The sequence below is a fragment of the Wolbachia endosymbiont of Anurida maritima genome, from assembly GCF_042182995.1.
In the GTDB taxonomy this organism is placed as follows: Bacteria; Pseudomonadota; Alphaproteobacteria; order Rickettsiales; family Anaplasmataceae; genus Wolbachia.
Genome location: NZ_CP102058.1, coordinates 217,305 through 235,190 on the forward strand (window position 1 = coordinate 217,305; position 17,886 = coordinate 235,190).

15 protein-coding genes and 5 pseudogenes are annotated in these 17,886 nt (G+C 34.5%); 12 read left to right on the top strand and 8 right to left on the bottom strand.

Annotated features, from left to right (window positions below; genetic code table 11):
• Nucleotides 1-171: 171 nt before the first annotated feature.
• A complete protein-coding gene (locus NOX90_RS01270; protein WP_375604240.1) occupies nt 172-861 on the bottom strand; it encodes an Rpn family recombination-promoting nuclease/putative transposase in 690 nt (229 codons plus the stop codon).
• Between the two features lie 46 nt (nt 862-907).
• Here NOX90_RS01270 and NOX90_RS01275 point away from each other — a divergent pair, with 46 nt between their 5' ends.
• Nucleotides 908-1,636, top strand: a complete 729-nt coding sequence (locus tag NOX90_RS01275) for an IS5 family transposase (protein ID WP_375604241.1) — start codon at nt 908-910, stop codon at nt 1,634-1,636.
• Nucleotides 1,637-1,843: 207 nt separating this feature from the next.
• Here NOX90_RS01275 and NOX90_RS01280 read toward each other — a convergent pair whose 3' ends face one another.
• Both NOX90_RS01280 and NOX90_RS01285 read right to left on the bottom strand, forming a co-directional pair.
• Nucleotides 1,844-2,152 (bottom strand): type II toxin-antitoxin system RelE family toxin, encoded by a 309-nt coding sequence (locus NOX90_RS01280; protein WP_375604576.1) that lies wholly within the window; start codon nt 2,150-2,152, stop codon nt 1,844-1,846.
• Nucleotides 2,133-2,351, bottom strand: coding sequence for a hypothetical protein (locus NOX90_RS01285; RefSeq protein ID WP_375604242.1), 219 nt, complete (start codon nt 2,349-2,351; stop codon nt 2,133-2,135). Before NOX90_RS01285 ends, NOX90_RS01280 begins: the two co-directional genes overlap by 20 nt.
• Nucleotides 2,352-2,496: 145 nt before the next feature.
• Here NOX90_RS01285 and NOX90_RS01290 point away from each other — a divergent pair, with 145 nt between their 5' ends.
• Nucleotides 2,497-3,330 carry a hypothetical protein gene (locus NOX90_RS01290; protein WP_375604243.1) on the top strand — a complete coding sequence of 278 codons (834 nt, stop codon included), beginning with the start codon at nt 2,497-2,499 and terminating at the stop codon, nt 3,328-3,330.
• A gap of 7 nt (nt 3,331-3,337) precedes the next feature.
• Here NOX90_RS01290 and NOX90_RS01295 read toward each other — a convergent pair.
• Nucleotides 3,338-3,589: pseudogene (locus NOX90_RS01295) on the bottom strand (transposase); the annotation flags it as partial.
• Between the two features lie 55 nt (nt 3,590-3,644).
• Here NOX90_RS01295 and NOX90_RS01300 point away from each other — a divergent pair.
• Nucleotides 3,645-4,409, top strand: a pseudogene (locus NOX90_RS01300) (IS5 family transposase).
• A 14-nt stretch (nt 4,410-4,423) separates the two neighbouring features.
• On the opposite strand, the pseudogene NOX90_RS01305 reads toward NOX90_RS01300, so the two are convergent.
• Nucleotides 4,424-4,891: pseudogene (locus tag NOX90_RS01305) on the bottom strand (transposase); the annotation flags it as partial.
• A 350-nt stretch (nt 4,892-5,241) separates the two neighbouring features.
• Here NOX90_RS01305 and NOX90_RS01310 point away from each other — a divergent pair.
• The gene (locus NOX90_RS01310; protein ID WP_375604244.1) at nt 5,242-5,391 is read left to right on the top strand and encodes a transposase; all 150 of its coding nucleotides are present in this window, start codon (nt 5,242-5,244) and stop codon (nt 5,389-5,391) included.
• 220 nt (nt 5,392-5,611) lie between these two features.
• A pseudogene (locus tag NOX90_RS01315) lies at nt 5,612-5,830 on the top strand (IS4 family transposase); the annotation flags it as partial.
• Between the two features lie 298 nt (nt 5,831-6,128).
• Here the strand turns inward: NOX90_RS01315 and NOX90_RS01320 are convergent.
• On the bottom strand, nt 6,129-6,368 hold the full coding sequence (locus NOX90_RS01320) for a hypothetical protein (protein WP_375604245.1): 240 nt from the start codon (nt 6,366-6,368) through the stop codon (nt 6,129-6,131).
• Nucleotides 6,369-6,512: 144 nt separating this feature from the next.
• Here NOX90_RS01320 and ileS point away from each other — a divergent pair, with 144 nt between their 5' ends.
• From ileS to NOX90_RS07375, 4 genes and pseudogenes are all read left to right on the top strand, one after another.
• On the top strand, nt 6,513-9,686 hold the full coding sequence (gene ileS / locus NOX90_RS01325) for an isoleucine--tRNA ligase (RefSeq protein ID WP_375604246.1): 3,174 nt from the start codon (nt 6,513-6,515) through the stop codon (nt 9,684-9,686).
• Between the two features lie 40 nt (nt 9,687-9,726).
• A complete protein-coding gene (locus NOX90_RS01330; RefSeq protein ID WP_375604247.1) occupies nt 9,727-11,268 on the top strand; it encodes a hypothetical protein in 1,542 nt (513 codons plus the stop codon).
• Between the two features lie 37 nt (nt 11,269-11,305).
• On the top strand, nt 11,306-12,073 hold the full coding sequence (locus NOX90_RS01335) for an IS5 family transposase (RefSeq protein ID WP_375604248.1): 768 nt from the start codon (nt 11,306-11,308) through the stop codon (nt 12,071-12,073).
• 519 nt (nt 12,074-12,592) lie between these two features.
• A pseudogene (locus NOX90_RS07375) lies at nt 12,593-13,426 on the top strand (hypothetical protein); the annotation flags it as partial.
• Here the strand turns inward: NOX90_RS07375 and pheT are convergent.
• A complete protein-coding gene (gene pheT / locus NOX90_RS01350; protein WP_375604251.1) occupies nt 13,423-15,753 on the bottom strand; it encodes a phenylalanine--tRNA ligase subunit beta in 2,331 nt (776 codons plus the stop codon). The pseudogene NOX90_RS07375 and the gene pheT overlap by 4 nt on opposite strands.
• A 120-nt stretch (nt 15,754-15,873) precedes the next feature.
• On the bottom strand, nt 15,874-16,161 hold the full coding sequence (locus NOX90_RS01355; RefSeq protein ID WP_375604252.1) for a hypothetical protein: 288 nt from the start codon (nt 16,159-16,161) through the stop codon (nt 15,874-15,876).
• Nucleotides 16,162-16,390: 229 nt separating this feature from the next.
• Between NOX90_RS01355 and NOX90_RS01360 the strand changes: the two genes are divergently transcribed.
• The 3 genes from NOX90_RS01360 to NOX90_RS01370 are packed head-to-tail and all read left to right on the top strand — an operon-like array spanning nt 16,391 to nt 17,886.
• Nucleotides 16,391-17,116, top strand: a complete 726-nt coding sequence (locus NOX90_RS01360; protein ID WP_375604253.1) for a F0F1 ATP synthase subunit A — start codon at nt 16,391-16,393, stop codon at nt 17,114-17,116.
• A gap of 59 nt (nt 17,117-17,175) precedes the next feature.
• Nucleotides 17,176-17,403: a F0F1 ATP synthase subunit C gene (locus NOX90_RS01365; RefSeq protein ID WP_006014985.1), complete on the top strand. Its 228-nt coding sequence runs from the start codon at nt 17,176-17,178 to the stop codon at nt 17,401-17,403.
• Nucleotides 17,404-17,406: 3 nt separating this feature from the next.
• Complete coding sequence (locus NOX90_RS01370) at nt 17,407-17,886, top strand: hypothetical protein (protein ID WP_375604254.1); 480 nt, start codon at nt 17,407-17,409, stop codon at nt 17,884-17,886.

The following is a 17,886-nucleotide window of genomic DNA, read 5'->3' on the forward strand; positions in this document are numbered from 1 at the left end:
TTGGTATCNCTCCAAAATGGGTATCTGTTCAGATGAGTGGCAAGAGATATTATGAAATCTGAAAGAGTTATGTGGAAATTTTTCAGAAAATATTCCACTGACATGCTGAACAACAAATACATCACTATGTCGTTTATCGCAAAAACTTATATTTTTCGTAACCATTCACACTTAATTCTGCAATTCTTCAATCTCACTCATGGAAAGGCCAGTACACTTGACAATAGTGTTAACATCAATACTATTGACTAGCATTGTTTTTGCAACTTCAATTTCCCTTTCTTTTCTACCTTCCTCTCTACCTTCCTCTTTAGCAAGATCAAGTCTGTATTCAAGAATAGCTTCTTCTTTGCGCAGATCCATTATTCTTTCTTCATAAGCTACTAGATCTTTTTCATTCCAGTGAAACTTATCTAATTCATCATATGCTAGCTTTATTATTAGTGATTTTTCCGCAATTTTTCTGAGATCTTCATCCGTTGTTTCATCTGCATATTTGAAAAAAAATAGCCAACGGTCTACTACACTTTCTAGTTGTTCTTCTCTACTCTTAGGAAATTTTGGTAGCTCTATAAATACGAAGTAAAAATCCTTCAAGTCATGTTCAAANNAGCTATTTTGATCTAAAATGACATGATTAGATTTGTACTCAGCCTTATCTGGAAAGATAATGCAATCAGCAACAGCAATAAAGATTATTTCCTTGAGGTTATGATAATCATCACCTTGATCTGCTTGACTTGAATAAGCCTTAGCAGCGTAATATTGAGCGCGTTTTTCGAAGCCCTTGTCGCGAGCAAGCTGGTCAGGTAAGGAAGCAGTNNGATTACTACTACTCCCTCCCTTAGAGCATGTCTTCAAACTAAGTAGAAAGGAGTTAAGAAGTGTGTTATAAGATATATTTTAAATGTACCCAAGCGATATAAGTGACAAAGAATGGAAGATGATAGAGCAATATTTTGAACCTAAAAAGACCGGCAGACCAAGAAAACACAGTATCAGAACGATTATCGATGCAATAAGGTATGTGATGAGAACAGGCTGTCAATGGAGACAACTACCTAAGAATTTTCCACCATGGAAAACCGTGTATAGTTGTAATTCGCGTTTAAAAAAAAGTGGAATATGGCAAGAAATTCATGATTTTCTAGTTAAAAAACTAAGAAAGATAATTGGTAAGAATGAAACTCCATCAGTAGGAATAATTGACAGTCAATCAGTAAAAACCACTCAAAAAGGGGATCCAGANGGATATGATGCTGGCAAGAAAGTAAAGGGTAGAAAACGCCACATCGTTGTAGATACTCTAGGTCTTGTAATTGCTGCTGAAGTACACAGTGCAAGCATTCAAGATCGTGATGGTGCACTAAATCTTTTTGTTCAAGCCAAATGCAAAGCTCCAACATTACGTAAGTTTTTTGCTGATCAAGGATATACAGGTAAATTGCAAAACCGCTGTTTATTGGAAACTGGATGTTTGTTGACGATTACCAAGAAAGTAGTTGATACAGGATTTCAGGTTATTCCTAAACGTTGGATTGTTGAGAGAACCTTTGCTTGGCTCTCCAATTTTAGACGTATGAGTAAGGATTATGAGCATTCTCCTCTCACTTCAAAAAATAACATCTTTTTTTAATATGATCACTATTATGCTTCACAAATTAGCTCATTCTTGAGTTTGAAGACATGCTCTAATTATATACTATATTATATATAAAATATAATATAGTATATAATTTATAGGGGGGTGTACCAAAAAAATGAGCTTTTTTTGAGCTGAGCGAAGCCACCTAAGGTAGAGAATGGATCAGGAAGGAGTGGTGTATAAAAATATATATACTGTTTATAGTAAGTCTGATAATTTTATCTGCTCATAAATAGTGTCTCTATGTCCTGCTGCAGCGACAAATACTTTATATTTTGCGATATTTACAATATAAATAATTCGATAATCACTAACTCTTATTCTTCTACACCCTTTTAGTCTACCACGTAATGGTTTGCCAAATTTAATTGGATCAGTTGTAAGTCGCTCGTTTATTGCTTTTGTAATCCTTGATCTTATTGTTTTTGGAAGATTTGGAAAATCCCTTTCAGTAAAGTTTGTTGAGTAGACAATATCATATTTCAGTTTATGTCCTCGCCCTTTCAGATAGCACTGTGCCCCAGTCTACATCCTCACATTCCTTAACAGTTTTATATAACGCAATATCTTCCACTTCGCACTCAATTCCTTCTACAACTAACCTTTTTGTTAGTTCTTGAACAGATTCCTTAGTGACTTCAGCTAACTTATTAAGGTTATATGAAGTTTTTGGATCAAAGGTTATACTAATTCTTGAATCTGCCATATGTTTTACCAAAGTCTACTACTATAGCAATTCTACAACATTTTTCTGAATTTTTCAATAAAGAAAGTTGATAGAAAATTCTGTGTTGACAAGTAATTAAAGATTTGGCATATACTAAAACTAGCTTTTGCTCAGGAGAAATAGCATGGCACAGAGGTTAATACTAAGTATAGTATTGCAGGACATCATTAAGAATAAGGAAGGTATGCCAGCTAGCGGGTACTGGATGTATTTTTATGATAAAAGAAGTCCAACTACTTTACGCCACGCCTACTATAAAAACCAAGAGGGAAATGCCGTACCAGCACCAAATCCACTGCAGCTTGATGAAAACGGTGCTTTACCTCATAAGTTATACTATTTTGTTGATATTGATGATCCTGATGATCGTTACACCGTAGAACTGAAGTGCCATTACGGCAATGCTGCAGCTCCTGAACTCATCTTTCATGATCTGCCGTACTTTCAAGAACAATCCAAAGCAGATCCAGCTACAGCTATATTGTCTGATAACTTATTTATTGATGGTCAGTTTAATATTGGTCTACAAATTGATGATAGAGAGCAGGGACCTGGTTATGTTTCACCTGAATTTTCGCAAGTGCCGATTGCTGGGCTTTCATGGCAATTTTTAAGGTCTTATGCTGATTCACAGGATAGAACTGATGTAGACAGGATTTTCATTAAAGACATTACTGAAGCTGAAAGGATTGGTGAAGGCAATCCTCGTTTTTATTTGAACGTTATTTGCGAAAAATCCAGTGAACCTCTGCAGAAAGCTGTAACATTTAGGAATTCTAATGTGTTATTGGGCACTAATGCCAGAGCTTGGCTGAAGTTCTATGCTTGGAGAGGTGGTGATGATATAGTAGTTAATTTACAGGCAATTCGTGATTTTGGTTCAAAATCATCAACACCGCCGCAAGTTATGTCAATTGATCAATTTTTAATTGATTCTGATACTCCGAAGGTTTATTAGAACCTGTTTAAAATCTTCGTAATAGGAGAGAAATGAAAGAAAGGACAATCATTTGCAAGCTGGTGTTGAGTTTACGTTCGCAATTTTTCCACAACCGCCTACACTTTTCCAACCAAGCAAAAGAGCGCTCAACGACCCATCTCTTTGGCAATACAATAAAGGTATGTAATTCACTTCGTTTTATTACTTCAACGGTAGCGCCAATAGTTGCTTTTATTTGTGTTGCAAAATTTTCTCCTGTGTAGCCAGCATCAACTAGGCAGTGTCGACATTAATAAAAAATGAGTTATAATAGTGTTTTTTGAGAGGTAAAAGTGCTATGTGACTTAAAAGATGAACAATGGGAAAGGATAAAAAACAGCTTACCAGGGAAAGAAGGAGACAGAGGTAGAAGTGCACAAGACAACAGGAAATTCATAGCTGCAATAATGTGGATAGGACGTACTGGAGCGCCATGGAGAGCGTTACCAGCTAGATACGGAAAATGGTCTAATGTGCACAAAAGATTCATGAGATGGGCGAAAGCANNGGGGTTTGGCAGATGATTTTTAATACTTTAGCAGTAAATCAAGACACGGAATGGCTGATGATAGACTCGACAATAATTAGAGCGCATCAACATGCTGCTGGTGCACAAAAAAAATGTAGAAACTGGTAAGCAAGAGCAGGAATTGGGACGATCTAAAGGAGGATTTTCGAGCAAATTACACGCTGCTTGTGATGCGCTAGGTAACCCACTGAGATTTTTTGTTACTGCTGGTCAAAGATCAGATTATGTAAAGGCTTTAGATCTGATAAATGATAAGAAAATGGAAGCACTTATTGCAGATAAAGGATATGATGCAGATTATATGATTGAAGCAGCACAAGCCATAAATGCTGAACCTGTTATTCCACCGCGCTCCAATAGAAAAACGTCACGAGAATATGATAAAGAGCTATATAAAGAAAGAAATTTAATAGAAAGGATGTTCAACAAAATCAAGAATTTTCGTAGAGTTGCTACTCGTTATGACAAATTGGCAATAACCTTTTTGTCTTTTGTTCATATTGCTGCTATTTATCTTTGGTTGAAATAAATGTCGACACTACCTAGTATATTTTTAACTTCAGAGAGGTTTTCTTTAGCCTTTTCCACCATTTCCATAGCACTAGTTGCTTCTGCGGTTGTTATATGAATCGCATGCTTGAGTATCAACTGCAATATGGCCCTGAAATCTTTTTACCTGCATCATAGCCTTTTTCTTCAGCAGTATCTGTGTTTTTAACACTTTGAGCATCAATTATACAGAAACTGTTTCCTACCATTATTCTCTCCAACTAGTTTTTTTTAACCAGCAAACTTGGTTTTTCTCCATTTTTTTTACTCCAGATTTGAAAATAGTAATATATGTTTTCCCACTTTGGAAAATCCTTTGGCAACAACTTTTTAGTACGTATAAGACTGCACAAAATACTTCATATAAATCAAGTTTTCTTGGTCTTGCTGCTACTCTCTAGTATTGGTCTGATTTTTTTCAAATTGCTCTCGACTTATATCACTTGGATAATTTTTACGCATAGATACACCTCTTTCTTAAATCTATGCCTATTTTACCTCATCCATCCAAGATTTTAAACAGGTTCTGAGAGACAAACTAAGAGAAAGGAGTAAGAAAAGAAAAATACCCAAGCGAATAAGTGACAAAGGGAAGAGAGAAGAACCTAAAAAGCCGGCAGACCAAGAAAACACAGACAGAACGATTATCGATGCAATAAGGTATGTGATGAGAACAGGCTGTCAATGGAGAAACACCTAAGAATTCCACCAGGAAAACCGTGTATAGTTGAATTCGCGTTTAAAAAAAGTGGAAAGGCAAGAAACACTAGTTAAAACAAGAAAGAAAGGTAAGAATGAACCCACAGTAGGAATTGACAGTCAACAGTAAAAACCACTCAAAAAGGGGATCCAGAGGATATGATGCTGGCAAGAAAGTAAAGGGTAGAAAACGCCACATCGTTGTAGATACTCTAGGTCTTGTAATTGCTGCTGAAGTACACAGTGCAAGCTTCAAGTCGTGATGGTGCACTAATCTTTTGTTCAAGCCAAATGCAAAGCTCCAACTTACTATTTTTCTGACAAGGATACAGGTAAATTGCAAACCTTTTTGGACTGGTTTTTCTTCCAAGAAAGATTGAGTCAGTTTTCCAACTTGTTTTGAGAGCCTCTTGGCTCCCAGCTTTAGTTAGAGCTTCTCCCCACTCAAAATACTCTTTTGTCACTTCCACATACCTCCTCTGAGAAAGCATCAATAAATCTGTCTCATTTAATGCAATAAAAAACTTGGCTTTCGATATTTTTTCTACAGAGTCAGACACAGACTGCATCATGGATCGATTATCAAAGTTATTTTTGATGAACACTCTAGTGGTGAGAAAAGGAAGAAAAGTTGACCGTAATAAAGTAACTGATACTCGTTCACTGAACTACCAAAAAAGAGCTAGGAAGGATGTGTTTTGACCAACTCATATCTTCTGATAATAACTGGATAGCTTATTGCCATAGCTCCTGTAAAATGACTCCTAAATCAACTATTTCTTAAGTGATTTACACTTCAGAGTTTATCTGCTTTAAAGTCTACTCTATTTTGTTTTAGTATTTGCCATAAATCCTTAGTTATTTCTAACTTTTTAGTTCAGTTTTTGACCATTCCTTCCTTAACTTAATGGCAGTGGTTCTGTTACCCGCCGGGAGTGTTAAAAAAGTGCTCCTACGGTCTCATGTAGAAGCACTTTGTGTGTTTTTATAAGGTTATAAGCTATCTAGATTTAATCCTTAAAGGACTACAACTCTCTGTTACGCAATCATATGAGATTTGATATAATAGATTTGCGGGATTTTTTTTCTTTTCCCACTGATAGCGTATTTTCTCAATCTCTCCAGAATTATTGTATTCATAAGAACTTGAATGCCAAATAAAATTACTTCTACTATTGCTTTTATTGGCATCATGGAATTCCTGATAAGGCCAACTTTTATTGTTACTATCTTTATTCATTTTCAACTTCAACCTCAGTAAACATATCTAATGCATTAATATGTTGTATAATAATGTCAATACCTATCAATGTTTATAGAAACAGAGTTTTTGAATTTGTAATTTTTCAGAAAGCCCTATATTCTTTAGTTTTACATAGCGAACATGAAGTCAAAGCATTATCCTGATACAGTAAGTAGTCCTGATTTTTCGTCGTTAGAAAAAGAAATCATAAAATTTTGTCAGGAAAACAAAGTTTTTGAGCGGTCAGTTGAGAAACGTTCTAAGGATAATTGTTTTGTCTTTTATGATGGCCCTCCATTTGCAAATGGCCTTCCGCATTATGGGCATTTACTCACTGGTTTCATCAAAGACGCATTTGCAAGATATCAAACTATGCTGCAAAAAAGGGTCGAACGTAGATTTGGCTGGGATTGCCATGGATTGCCGGCTGAGATGGGTGCGGAAAAGGAACTTGGAATATCTGGTAGAACTGAGATAGAAAAATTCGGCATTGAAAAATTCAATAACCATTGCCGTACTTCTGTGATGAAATTTTCATCAGAGTGGGAAAAATATGTCAATAGACAAGCAAGATGGGTAGATTTTCACAACGACTATAAGACCATGGATAAATCATTTATGGAGTCGGTCATGTGGGCATTTGAACAGCTTTATGATAAGGGTCTGGTGTATGAATCAGTGCGCGTTGTTCCATATAGCTGGGCGTGCGAAACTCCATTATCCAATTTTGAAACAAGGCTTGATAACGCATATAGAGAAAAGACTAGCAAAGCTGTAACTGTTGCATTTGAGCTTTTAGAAAACCCACAGCAGTTTAAAAATGTATGTAAATTACTTGCTTGGACTACAACTCCTTGGACGTTGCCGAGCAACTTGGCTTTGGCGATAGGGAAAGATATTGAGTATTGTGCAGTATTAGTCAATGGTGAAATCCACATCTTCGCTGAAAGCTACCTAGAGAAATTTATCAGCCACTCTGAACAAAACAATATTCCATATGAAAACTGCAATATAAAACTTAAAGCGAATGATCTTGTAGGTCTTTCTTATAAACCACTATTTGATTACTTTAAAGATACGAAAAATGCATTCCGCGTTTTCATCGCTGATTATGTTACAGGAGAAGATGGTACTGGCGTTGTGCATACTGCTCCTGGATTTGGTGAGGAAGATTTTTACCTTTGCCAAAGCCATGATATTCCAGTTATTTGTCCAATTGATAACAGTGGAAAATTTACTGCTGAAGTTTCAGATTTGGCAGGGGTTCATGTTTTTGATACCAATGATACAGTAATAAAAAAATTAAAAGGGCAGGGGAGTTGGTTCAAAACTGAACAATATATTCATAATTATCCACACTGCTGGAGAACTGACACTCCTTTGATCTATCGCACTATGCCTTCTTGGTATGTTGCCGTTACAAAATTCAAAAGCAGAATGGTAGAGCTAAATAAGAGAGTTAATTGGATACCAAACCACATTAGAGATGGTCAATTTGGAAAATGGCTTGAAGGGGCACACGATTGGTCAATTTCACGCAATCGATTTTGGGGTACTCCAATTCCCGTATGGAAATCAGATGATGCAAGATATCCAAGAGTAGATGTATACGGTTCAATAAAAGAACTAGAGCGAGATTTTAATGTTAAAATAGATGACTTGCACAGACCATTTATCGATACTTTAACAAGACCAAATCCTGATGATCCAACAGGAAAATCAGTTATGCGTCGTGTGCCTGATGTGTTTGACTGTTGGTTTGAATCTGGCTCGATGCCGTTCGCGCAAGTTCACTATCCGTTTGAAAACAAAGAGTGGTTTGAAGATAACTTTCCTGCTGACTTTATTACCGAGTACATAGCACAAACAAGAGGATGGTTCTATACGCTTTTTGTGCTTTCCACTGCTTTATTTGATAGTGAGCCATTTAAGAACTGCATATGCCACGGCGTTGTTTTGGATGTAAAAGGGCAAAAATTATCCAAACGTTTGAATAACTATGCAGATCCAATGGAGGTTTTTGATAAATACGGTTCTGATGCACTGCGTTTTCTTATGCTGTCTAGTTCCATTGTTTGTAGTGGTAATTTGCTACTTGATAAAGAAGGAAACTCAATACGAGATGTTCTGAAAAACGTAATAAAACCTATTTGGAACGGTTATCACTTTTTTACCATGTATGCAAATGCAGATGGAATTAAAGCTGAAGTTTGTAAGGATTATCAAAGTACTATTGATCGCTACATGATTTCCAAATGTTTTGAAGCTGTAGAAAGTATCCAAGCTTCTATGAACAACTATAATTCCCAAGAGGCTTGCAAAATTCTGATGGATTTTTTTGAAGTGCTAAATAATTGGTATATTCGTCGCAGTCGCGAGCGTTTTTGGAAAAGTGATTTGGATCAAGATAAAACTGATGCTTATAATGTTTTATACACGGTTTTTTATTATATACTAAGAGCTGCAGCTCCTTTGTTGCCACTTATAACAGAGAATATATGGCAAGGGCTTAAGTACAAAGAAACATCTGTTCATTTGGCTGATTTTCCACAATCAGATAGATATGACAGTGAACTCATTGCCAAGATGGATTTGGTAAGAGAGATATGTAACTCTGCATTATCCATCAGAAATACGTTTAATATACGCATCAGGCAGCCACTTGGCAGTATGACCATTTATCATAGGTCTTCCTGCGATTTCCTTGAAAATGAATATCAAGAGATAATAAGAGATGAGGTAAATGTAAAAAAATTAGAATTAGTAAACAGACTTGAAGATATTGCATCACTAGAGCTAAAACTAAATTTTCCGCTACTTGGTAAGAAGATTGCAGATAAAATCAAGAAACTAGTTCAATATGTCAAAGAAGAAAAGTGGAAGCAAATTGAGAATGAGCAAATATTTCTGGGGGATGAAACAGAGAACTATACTATAGAAAAAGGCGAATATGAACTATTATTAAAAGCAAACAGTGAATTTTCCTCCGTGTTTGATAATAACAGAGGAATTGTGATTCTGAACACCACTTTAAATAATGAATTAATTCTAGAGGGACTTGCAAGAGATGTCGTGAGGCTCATTCAGGAAACCAGAAAACAAGCTGATTTTCATATGTCCGATAGAATCAGAGTAATAATCAAAACAGAAGATGAGAAAATTAAGGAAGCAATAAACACGTGGATTGAATATATAAAAGAGCAGACCCTTGCCTTATCTTTGGACATTAATACAGAAATTGGAACTAACTTTTATTCTAAGGAGTACCAAAATTTGATAATTGGTATTAAGTTAATAAAGTTGCAAAGTTACTAATGTTTATGCTATACTTAGATTGCTTTAGGTAGGTGATAATATGAATCAAGTTGTTGCAGATGATTATGAAGAAGTTGTTGATTTAAATAACAATAATGATGATTTAGATAAAGTAAAATCTACTTCCGATGTTACTTCGGAAGAAGAAGAGGAATTTTTTGATGCTATGGAAGCTGTTTCTAATGTAGAAGAAGGGAATGATTTAGGTCTTACTGTTTCAGAAGAGGAAGAGTTTATTTCAGATTTAGAGGAAAGAGAAGAATTCTTTGATAGCGAGGCTGCTGCTTTTAATGTTCCACTCAGTATATTTCATTATAAAGATTACGACTCTGATTTCTTTACTTCTTGGTACAATATATCAAGTAGAATATTTAAAGAGGTGAATCGAGCTTGCCCGGAGAAGAAAGTATTAAATTTAGCTCTGTCAGTTTTAATGCTTCCTTATATTGCTTTTACTGCACTGGGATTAGTCGTATATAATAAATTAAAAACAAATGATAAGACACAAATCAGTTCAGGAGAGAATAAAACAAAAAAAAGTGAAGTAAGTGAAAGTACAGCAAAAAGATTGGCATATGGTGTTCTTGCTTCAATCGCGGTTCTTGTTAGTATACCTATACTTCTACTCTTGCTTATTCCTGCAACACCCGCCTTAGCTATTTTTTATCTTTTAAATAGGAAATTATCTCATTCTTTGATTGATGTGCTTAAGTTGAGTAATGGGTTATATCAGAATGAACACCAGAATATTGAAGTGTCTTTTCATGAAATAGATGCTGGTAAATCAGACATTAAGTGGGACATGGAGATTAAGTTTCCACCGCAATTTGAACAATTACTTAGAGATTTATATGAAGATAAAGATGGTAGTTGGTTTAATGTTGCACGTGATTCAGAACATAATACCATACTGAAATTGTCAGCTAATATCCACTTAAAAAATGGTCTTAAGCCCTTGCGTAATGAAATCAAGAATGTGCTTGCAACTTCGATTCAAGAATTTGCAAAGACTATGGAAGAATTGATGAAGCTAGAAAAGAAAGACATTACATATGATAAGCTGAAGGAATTGGTGAACGAATTCAGAGTGGAAGTAGTAAATAGTATAGGTCCTAAATTGACAAGTCACTTAATACAAAATGCTTATCAAGTTGCCTTTATACAAGCAATTAAATTTGCACAAAAAAGAAGAGAGGAAAAGGAAGATTTTTCATTAGAAGAAAGACTGAAAGAGGTATTAGTGGAGCAAGAACTGAGAAGCCAAGGTAAGGAATTGCCAAGTGAAAAAGAAATGATAATAAAAGATCTAAAAGAACTAAAAAGGAAAGAGGCATTTGATTTAGCTGATGAAGATGATCGACTAGAATCGCTTTCGAAAATAGACGATATAACAAGTGATACAAGTGATGATGCACTTCCTATGTTTAAAGCAAAATGGAAACAGCTTGTAAAAAAAGGGAAAATAGCTGAAAGGGCAATAATTAATACTTATGAAGATATGTACCCTCAAGAAACAAAGAAAGCTCTAGATAACGCTGAAAGAGAGATTGAGGATTTCAGAGCATGTCTTCAAACTAAGTAGAAAGGAGTTAAGAAGTGTGTTATAAGATATATTTTAAATGTACCCAAGCGATATAAGTGACAAAGAATGGAAGATGATAGAGCAATATTTTGAACCTAAAAAGACCGGCAGACCAAGAAAACACAGTATCAGAACGATTATCGATGCAATAAGGTATGTGATGAGAACAGGCTGTCAATGGAGACAACTACCTAAGAATTTTCCACCATGGAAAACCGTGTATAGTTGTAATTCGCGTTTAAAAAAAAGTGGAATATGGCAAGAAATTCATGATTTTCTAGTTAAAAAACTAAGAAAGATAATTGGTAAGAATGAAACTCCATCAGTAGGAATAATTGACAGTCAATCAGTAAAAACCACTCAAAAAGGGGATCCNAGAGGATATGATGCTGGCAAGAAAGTAAAGGGTAGAAAACGCCACATCGTTGTAGATACTCTAGGTCTTGTAATTGCTGCTGAAGTACACAGTGCAAGCATTCAAGATCGTGATGGTGCACTAAATCTTTTTGTTCAAGCCAAATGCAAAGCTCCAACATTACGTAAGTTTTTTGCTGATCAAGGATATACAGGTAAATTGCAAAACCGCTGTTTATTGGAAACTGGATGTTTGTTGACGATTACCAAGAAAGTAGTTGATACAGGATTTCAGGTTATTCCTAAACGTTGGATTGTTGAGAGAACCTTTGCTTGGCTCTCCAATTTTAGACGTATGAGTAAGGATTATGAGCATTCTCCTCTCACTTCAAAAAATAACATCTTTTTTAATATGATCACTATTATGCTTCACAAATTAGCTCATTCTTGAGTTTGAAGACATGCTCTAAGAAAAATAGGACAAGAAAGATATAATGAAATATGTGAAAAATTAAAAGAAATACATGGAGATAAAAGTAACTTAACAGATGGTGTCTTAAGAAGGAAATTGGGAGGTCTTTTTAAGCTTGCACTTACTGATCGGGCCATTTACAAAAAATTGATAAAATCAAGGATAAAAGAAACCAAAATTATGTTAAATCAATCAGATTTAACAATTGATATAAGACAAAGTTTACTTGATGGATTCTGTAATTTAAATGTGAATGTGTGTTCTTATCACGAAGTAAATCTCTTGCTAGAAAAAATGCATTCAGAAATAACAAAATGTGGAATTCAAGGATTATTTAAAGAGCAAGAGAAGAATATAAAGAATATAGAAAATAATACTGGCATATTCATGCTATTCGATGAAGAAGATGAAAGAAGTCTAGTAAAGAAGATTGTTTCTTATCGGGAGGAAATTGGAGAATATTTAACGCATTCTGTGAGATTGAAGGAAATAATAGAAAAGCAGAATAAGAATTTGAATGTTGAGAAAAATAGTAAAGAAAAGGGATCTCCAAGTGTGGAGTTAATAGAGTTATGTTTGAAACATAACCAAGAAATTCTGAAAGCATTAGAACAATTAGAGTTAGAAAAAGAAGGATTGTTGATAAATGAAGAAACAACAAATGATTACAGAGAAGAACTAACATCTCGTGAAAGAATAAAATTTGCAGTAATAGAGGATGATTTACTGAAGGTATTCAAGCTTGAAACTTTTGATGAAAAAGAAATCAAGAAGTTATTAGAGGAAGCGGAACTTGAGTACTATTTGGCAGAAAGGTGCATGAAAAGTCCTGTAATTAAAACAAAAGATAATATCAAGCATTTTTGCCAGGATTTATTATCTCCTTTGATAGACAATTTGGTGAAAAATATAATAAACAATGTATTAAAAGATAATGATGGATTGCTTACAAAATTTAAAAAGCTTCTAAGCGTTGGTTGGGGGTGGTTGCAATTAGGAGCTTGCACCTTTTGTGTCTTCTGTGCCTCTTGTATATCGTATATATGATCAAAACTTGGANNTGAAGCGCTAAAAACAGGACAGAATATACATAAGGAAGTGGAAGCATTCCTTCAACATTTCGAATCAAGTTATGAAAAAGTAGGAGCCTTGATAGGTGATGTATTTTCTGATGATGGTGAAATATTTAAAAATGATGTATGGCCTAAAGTAGAAGAGCATTTGCATGGAATGTGGAATAGATTTTTCAAGGATATTGAATTCAAGGTTGGAAGTAGATTAGATGAGGTAAGCTTGGCACAGCAAAAGCAGAACACTATGATTGCGGCTTAATGATGAGTTCTCAAAGTTCCTCCGATATTTTTACATACTAAATTAACTATAGCACTTGATTCTTTTTGAATCTCTTTTTCAGTTAAAGTCTGGATTGGAGAGCAGAAAGTAACTGACAATGCTATAGACATCTTATTCGATTCTATATTATTTCCATGGTATACGTCAAATACTAAAACTTCTGTGATGAGCTCTGAGCTTTTTTTTACCACATTGATTATGTTACCTACTTCCACATCCTTATTTACAATAAATGCAAAATCACGTTTTACACTTTGGTATTTATAATCGATAAATTTCTTTCTACTTACAGGTAAATTTTCAATATTTTCTAGTATTACCTCAAAACCTACAACTTTTTGCTTAATATCAAAAAAATCCAGTATACTCGGATGCAGTTCTCCAAAATAACCCACTATTTTACTTTTAAAAGAGAGAGTGCCTGACTTTCCTGGGTGGTAATGTTCTTTTTCTGCTCTCTCTATCGTTAAATTATCGCAATTGACGTTAAAAAACTCCAAAGCTGCTATGCAATCAGCCTTTGCGTCAAAAACATCTACTTTCCTATCAGTATTATAATGGTTTCTCGGCAAATTATTTCCTGACCTAATTCCGCTTAAAACATACTTAGACTGAGCTTTATCATTGTAAATTGGCCCAATTTCAAAAATTGCAAGATCAGATGTTCCATGGGCAATGTTATCAGCAGTTACTTGCAACAAGTTTGGTATGGTACTTGGTCTCATTATATTAAAGTTATTATTAAACGGATTATCGATGGTAACTGAGTTACCAAACTTTTCAGCTATTGATTCACTCATGAAAGACCAGGTTATCACTTCATGAAATCCTCTGCTTGTCATCAAAATACGCAAATTGTCGTATGTACTCTCTACTTCTTCAACATTATTTGGTAGTGGTTCTTCTTTTATTTTGTCATAGCCGTATATCCTTGTTACTTCTTCAATTAGGTCAGCAGGTATTGTCACGTCTGATCTCCAGCTTGGTACTTTTACATTCCAATTGCCTTCGGTTTTTTTATCAATACTAAACCCTAGTTTCGTTAAGATATCGCACACTTTATCAGGCGATACAGACACACTTCCTAATTTGTTTGCATTCTGATAATCAAAGCTCACCTTGGTGTCAGCCCTATCTAAGCTGCCAGCAGACACTACGCTTGAGGTTTCTCCACCACATAAGTCCAAGATCATTTTGGCTGCAAGATTGAGTCCATCAAGGGTAAATTCAGGGTCAATTGAACGTGCAAATCTGTAACTTGAGTCTGTGGAGATGCCGAGCTGCCTTGAAGATTTAGTAATAGAGATAGGGTCAAACCAAGTAGATTCTAAGAAAATGTCGGTAGTTTTAAATGTACATTCGCTGCACTTACCACCTATAATTCCAGCAATTGCATGAATATTTTTATCACCTGCAATAACGCTTATGTCTTTGTTTAATAAGTATTCTTTACCGTTTAAACCAGCAAATTTTTCTCCGTCGTTTGCTTTGCGTACTGTAAGCTCTCCTTCTATTTTTTTACNATCATACGCGTGCATTGGGCGGCTGAAAGATATCATAATATAGTTAGTAATGTCAACTATTGCAGAAATGGAGCGCATTCCTATCGATTCCAGCCTATCTTTTAACCATTTTGGGCTTTCTTGATTTTTTACATTGGCGATGTATATTCCACTAATAAAACTTTCCCCGTCAGTAACTTCAACATCGATTGGTGAATTTATGGAGCTGGTAAGTTGTGGAATGCTTAAAGTCTTTAATGTCCCAATTCCAGTTGCAGCAAGGTCGCGAGCTATTCCATAAATGCCTAAGCAATCTCCACGGTTTGGAGTAACATTTATATCAATTACAGGATCACAATTGAAAAATTTATCCCCTACTTTATAATCATCAGAGAGCTCGATTATTCCTTCACTTTTCTCTTGAACCAGCACAAGTTCAGAAGCAGAGCAGAGCATCCCTTCACTTAGCACTCCTCGTATTTTTGTAGGCTTGATTGTGAAATCACTTTCTGGCAATGTGCTACCAAGAGATGCAAGCACAGTTTTCATGCCTTCTCTAACATTGTTTGCTCCGCAAACTATTTGCAGAGTTTTACTTCCGTCATCTACTTTACATAATTTTAATTTATCAGCATTTGGATGCTGTATCACCTCTAATACTTCTGCAACAATAAAACCAGCTAATTTGGTATTGTCGATCACATCTTCTACTTCCAACCCTATGTGAGTTAACTTATCGGTAATTTCTTCTAAACTAGCATTGGTTTCTAAGTGTTCTAATAACCAAGATAATGTGAATTTCATGAACCTTTAAAGAAATAAAAGAGTTATTGTAATATAAAATGTAGTGCTTTTAAAGCTTGTTGTAATGGAACAAAAGGTAACTTCTACATCATAAACAAGGATGCAGAAGTTTTTGTAATTTTATATATTATTGTAGAGAGAATTTATCTTCTCAATATTACCTTTTAAATCTATCTCCATAGAGAGCTTAAGATTCATATTGTGGTTATCTTCATGGAAGTTATGAATGTAACCATCAATAGTTAAGTTTCCTATCATATTATGGCTTTTATCTAGTATTTCGCTTCCCATTTGATAACGACCAGTATATTCGTTAAAGGAGCCATCTGTTAGTTTAATGTATCCACTACCAAATTCCTGCTCTAAATTTAAAGGATGATTAGTGTTAATAAAATCTATTTCGTTCATAATATACCTCACTAAAAATTAAATTATAATTAAAATAAGATGTTAAGTCAAGATATTGAATGATTTAATAAGATTAGTAAGTTTTAAAATACAGAGCTGACTGTAATTAACGCTCTAATTACATATTTTGTTAATGTATCAATGTTATAATAATACAGGGCTTTATCTTAATTCTTGACTTTGTCCTATAAAATTCATACTTTATTTACTGTTTATAGTTCAGATTAAAATGGCATTAAATCCACTGGAACAGTTTAAAGTATATACAATAATAGAGTTACCTAGGTTATTTGGGTATGACGTAAGCTTTACCAATTCATCTCTTTTCATGATGATTTCGGTGATATTGGTGACACTCTTTTTGCTTTTTGGAATAAAGAAGGGGTCAGTAATACCAGGATATTTGCAAGCTGCAGTTGAGTATGTATATGATTTTGTTATTTCAATAATAGAAAATAACACTGGAAGCAAAGGCTTGCAGCACATTCCATTGATATTCACAGTATTTATTTTCATTTTATCGTGTAATTTAGTTGGTGTTCTTCCTTATAGTTTCACGGTCACAAGTCATGTGATAGTCACCTTCGCTTTATCGATGGTGGTTTTTATTTATATAACGATTGTTGGATTTAAAGAAAAGGGAGTAGAATTTTTACGCATATTGCTACCAAAAGGAACTCCTTTGTGGCTTGCACCTATAATAATTATTATTAAGTTGTTTGCTTATTTAGTAAGGCCGGTTAGCCTATCAATAAGGCTTGCAGCAAATATGATTGCTGGTCATACAATCATCAAAGTGATAGCAGGGTTTATTGTAAATATGAACATATTTTTCACTCCTGCGCCGTTTTTGTTCATAATTGCATTGATAGGATTTGAAGTATTTGTTGCAATTTTACAAGCTTATATATTTACTATATTAACATGTGTATATTTGTCAGATGCAGTAAAGTAATTGACTTCCTTGTAGAATATTTTACAATTATATTATAAAGAAATAATTAAAGGTAATATATGGATTTAGTAGCTTTAAAATTTATAGCAATTGGTTTAGCTGTGTTTGGAATGCTCGGTGCTGGTTTAGGTATAGCTAATATCTTCTCTGCTATGTTAAATGGGATTGCGAGAAACCCTGAATCAGAAGGTAAAATGAAAAGTTATGTTTATATTGGTGCTGCCATGGTTGAAATCATGGGGTTGCTTGCGTTTGTACTTGCAATGTTATTAATATTTGCTGCTTAACAGATGCCACAGCTTGATGTTTCAACCTTCTTTTCTCAAGTTTTTTGGTTTTTAATTTTTTTCTCTTCACTTTTTTTCGTAGTAAGTTGTTTATTTTTACCAAAGTTAGATAAAATAATAAGCACTAGAAGTAAAGAAGTATTGGGTTCTTTTAATAGTTCCGTTCATCTTTTAAGACTTACGGAAGATCAGGTTGCCAAGTATAACGCAGCTTTAACCCAAGCTAGAATACAGGCAAAAAAAATCATAGATGATGCACTTGCTCAGGTGGAAGAAATGAGAGCTAATGTTAAGAATATATTAGAAGAGGAAGACAAAAAAAAGAGCAAGCTTATTGAAGAAAAAGTGGCAGAATTCAAATCTGAATATACTGATCAGTTAAAACAAATGGCTACTAGTATTGCTTTAATTTATTATACTAAATTGACCAATTCTGAGATTGAAGAGGAATTTATTGCTGACTTGGTGTCCAAAGAATTTTAG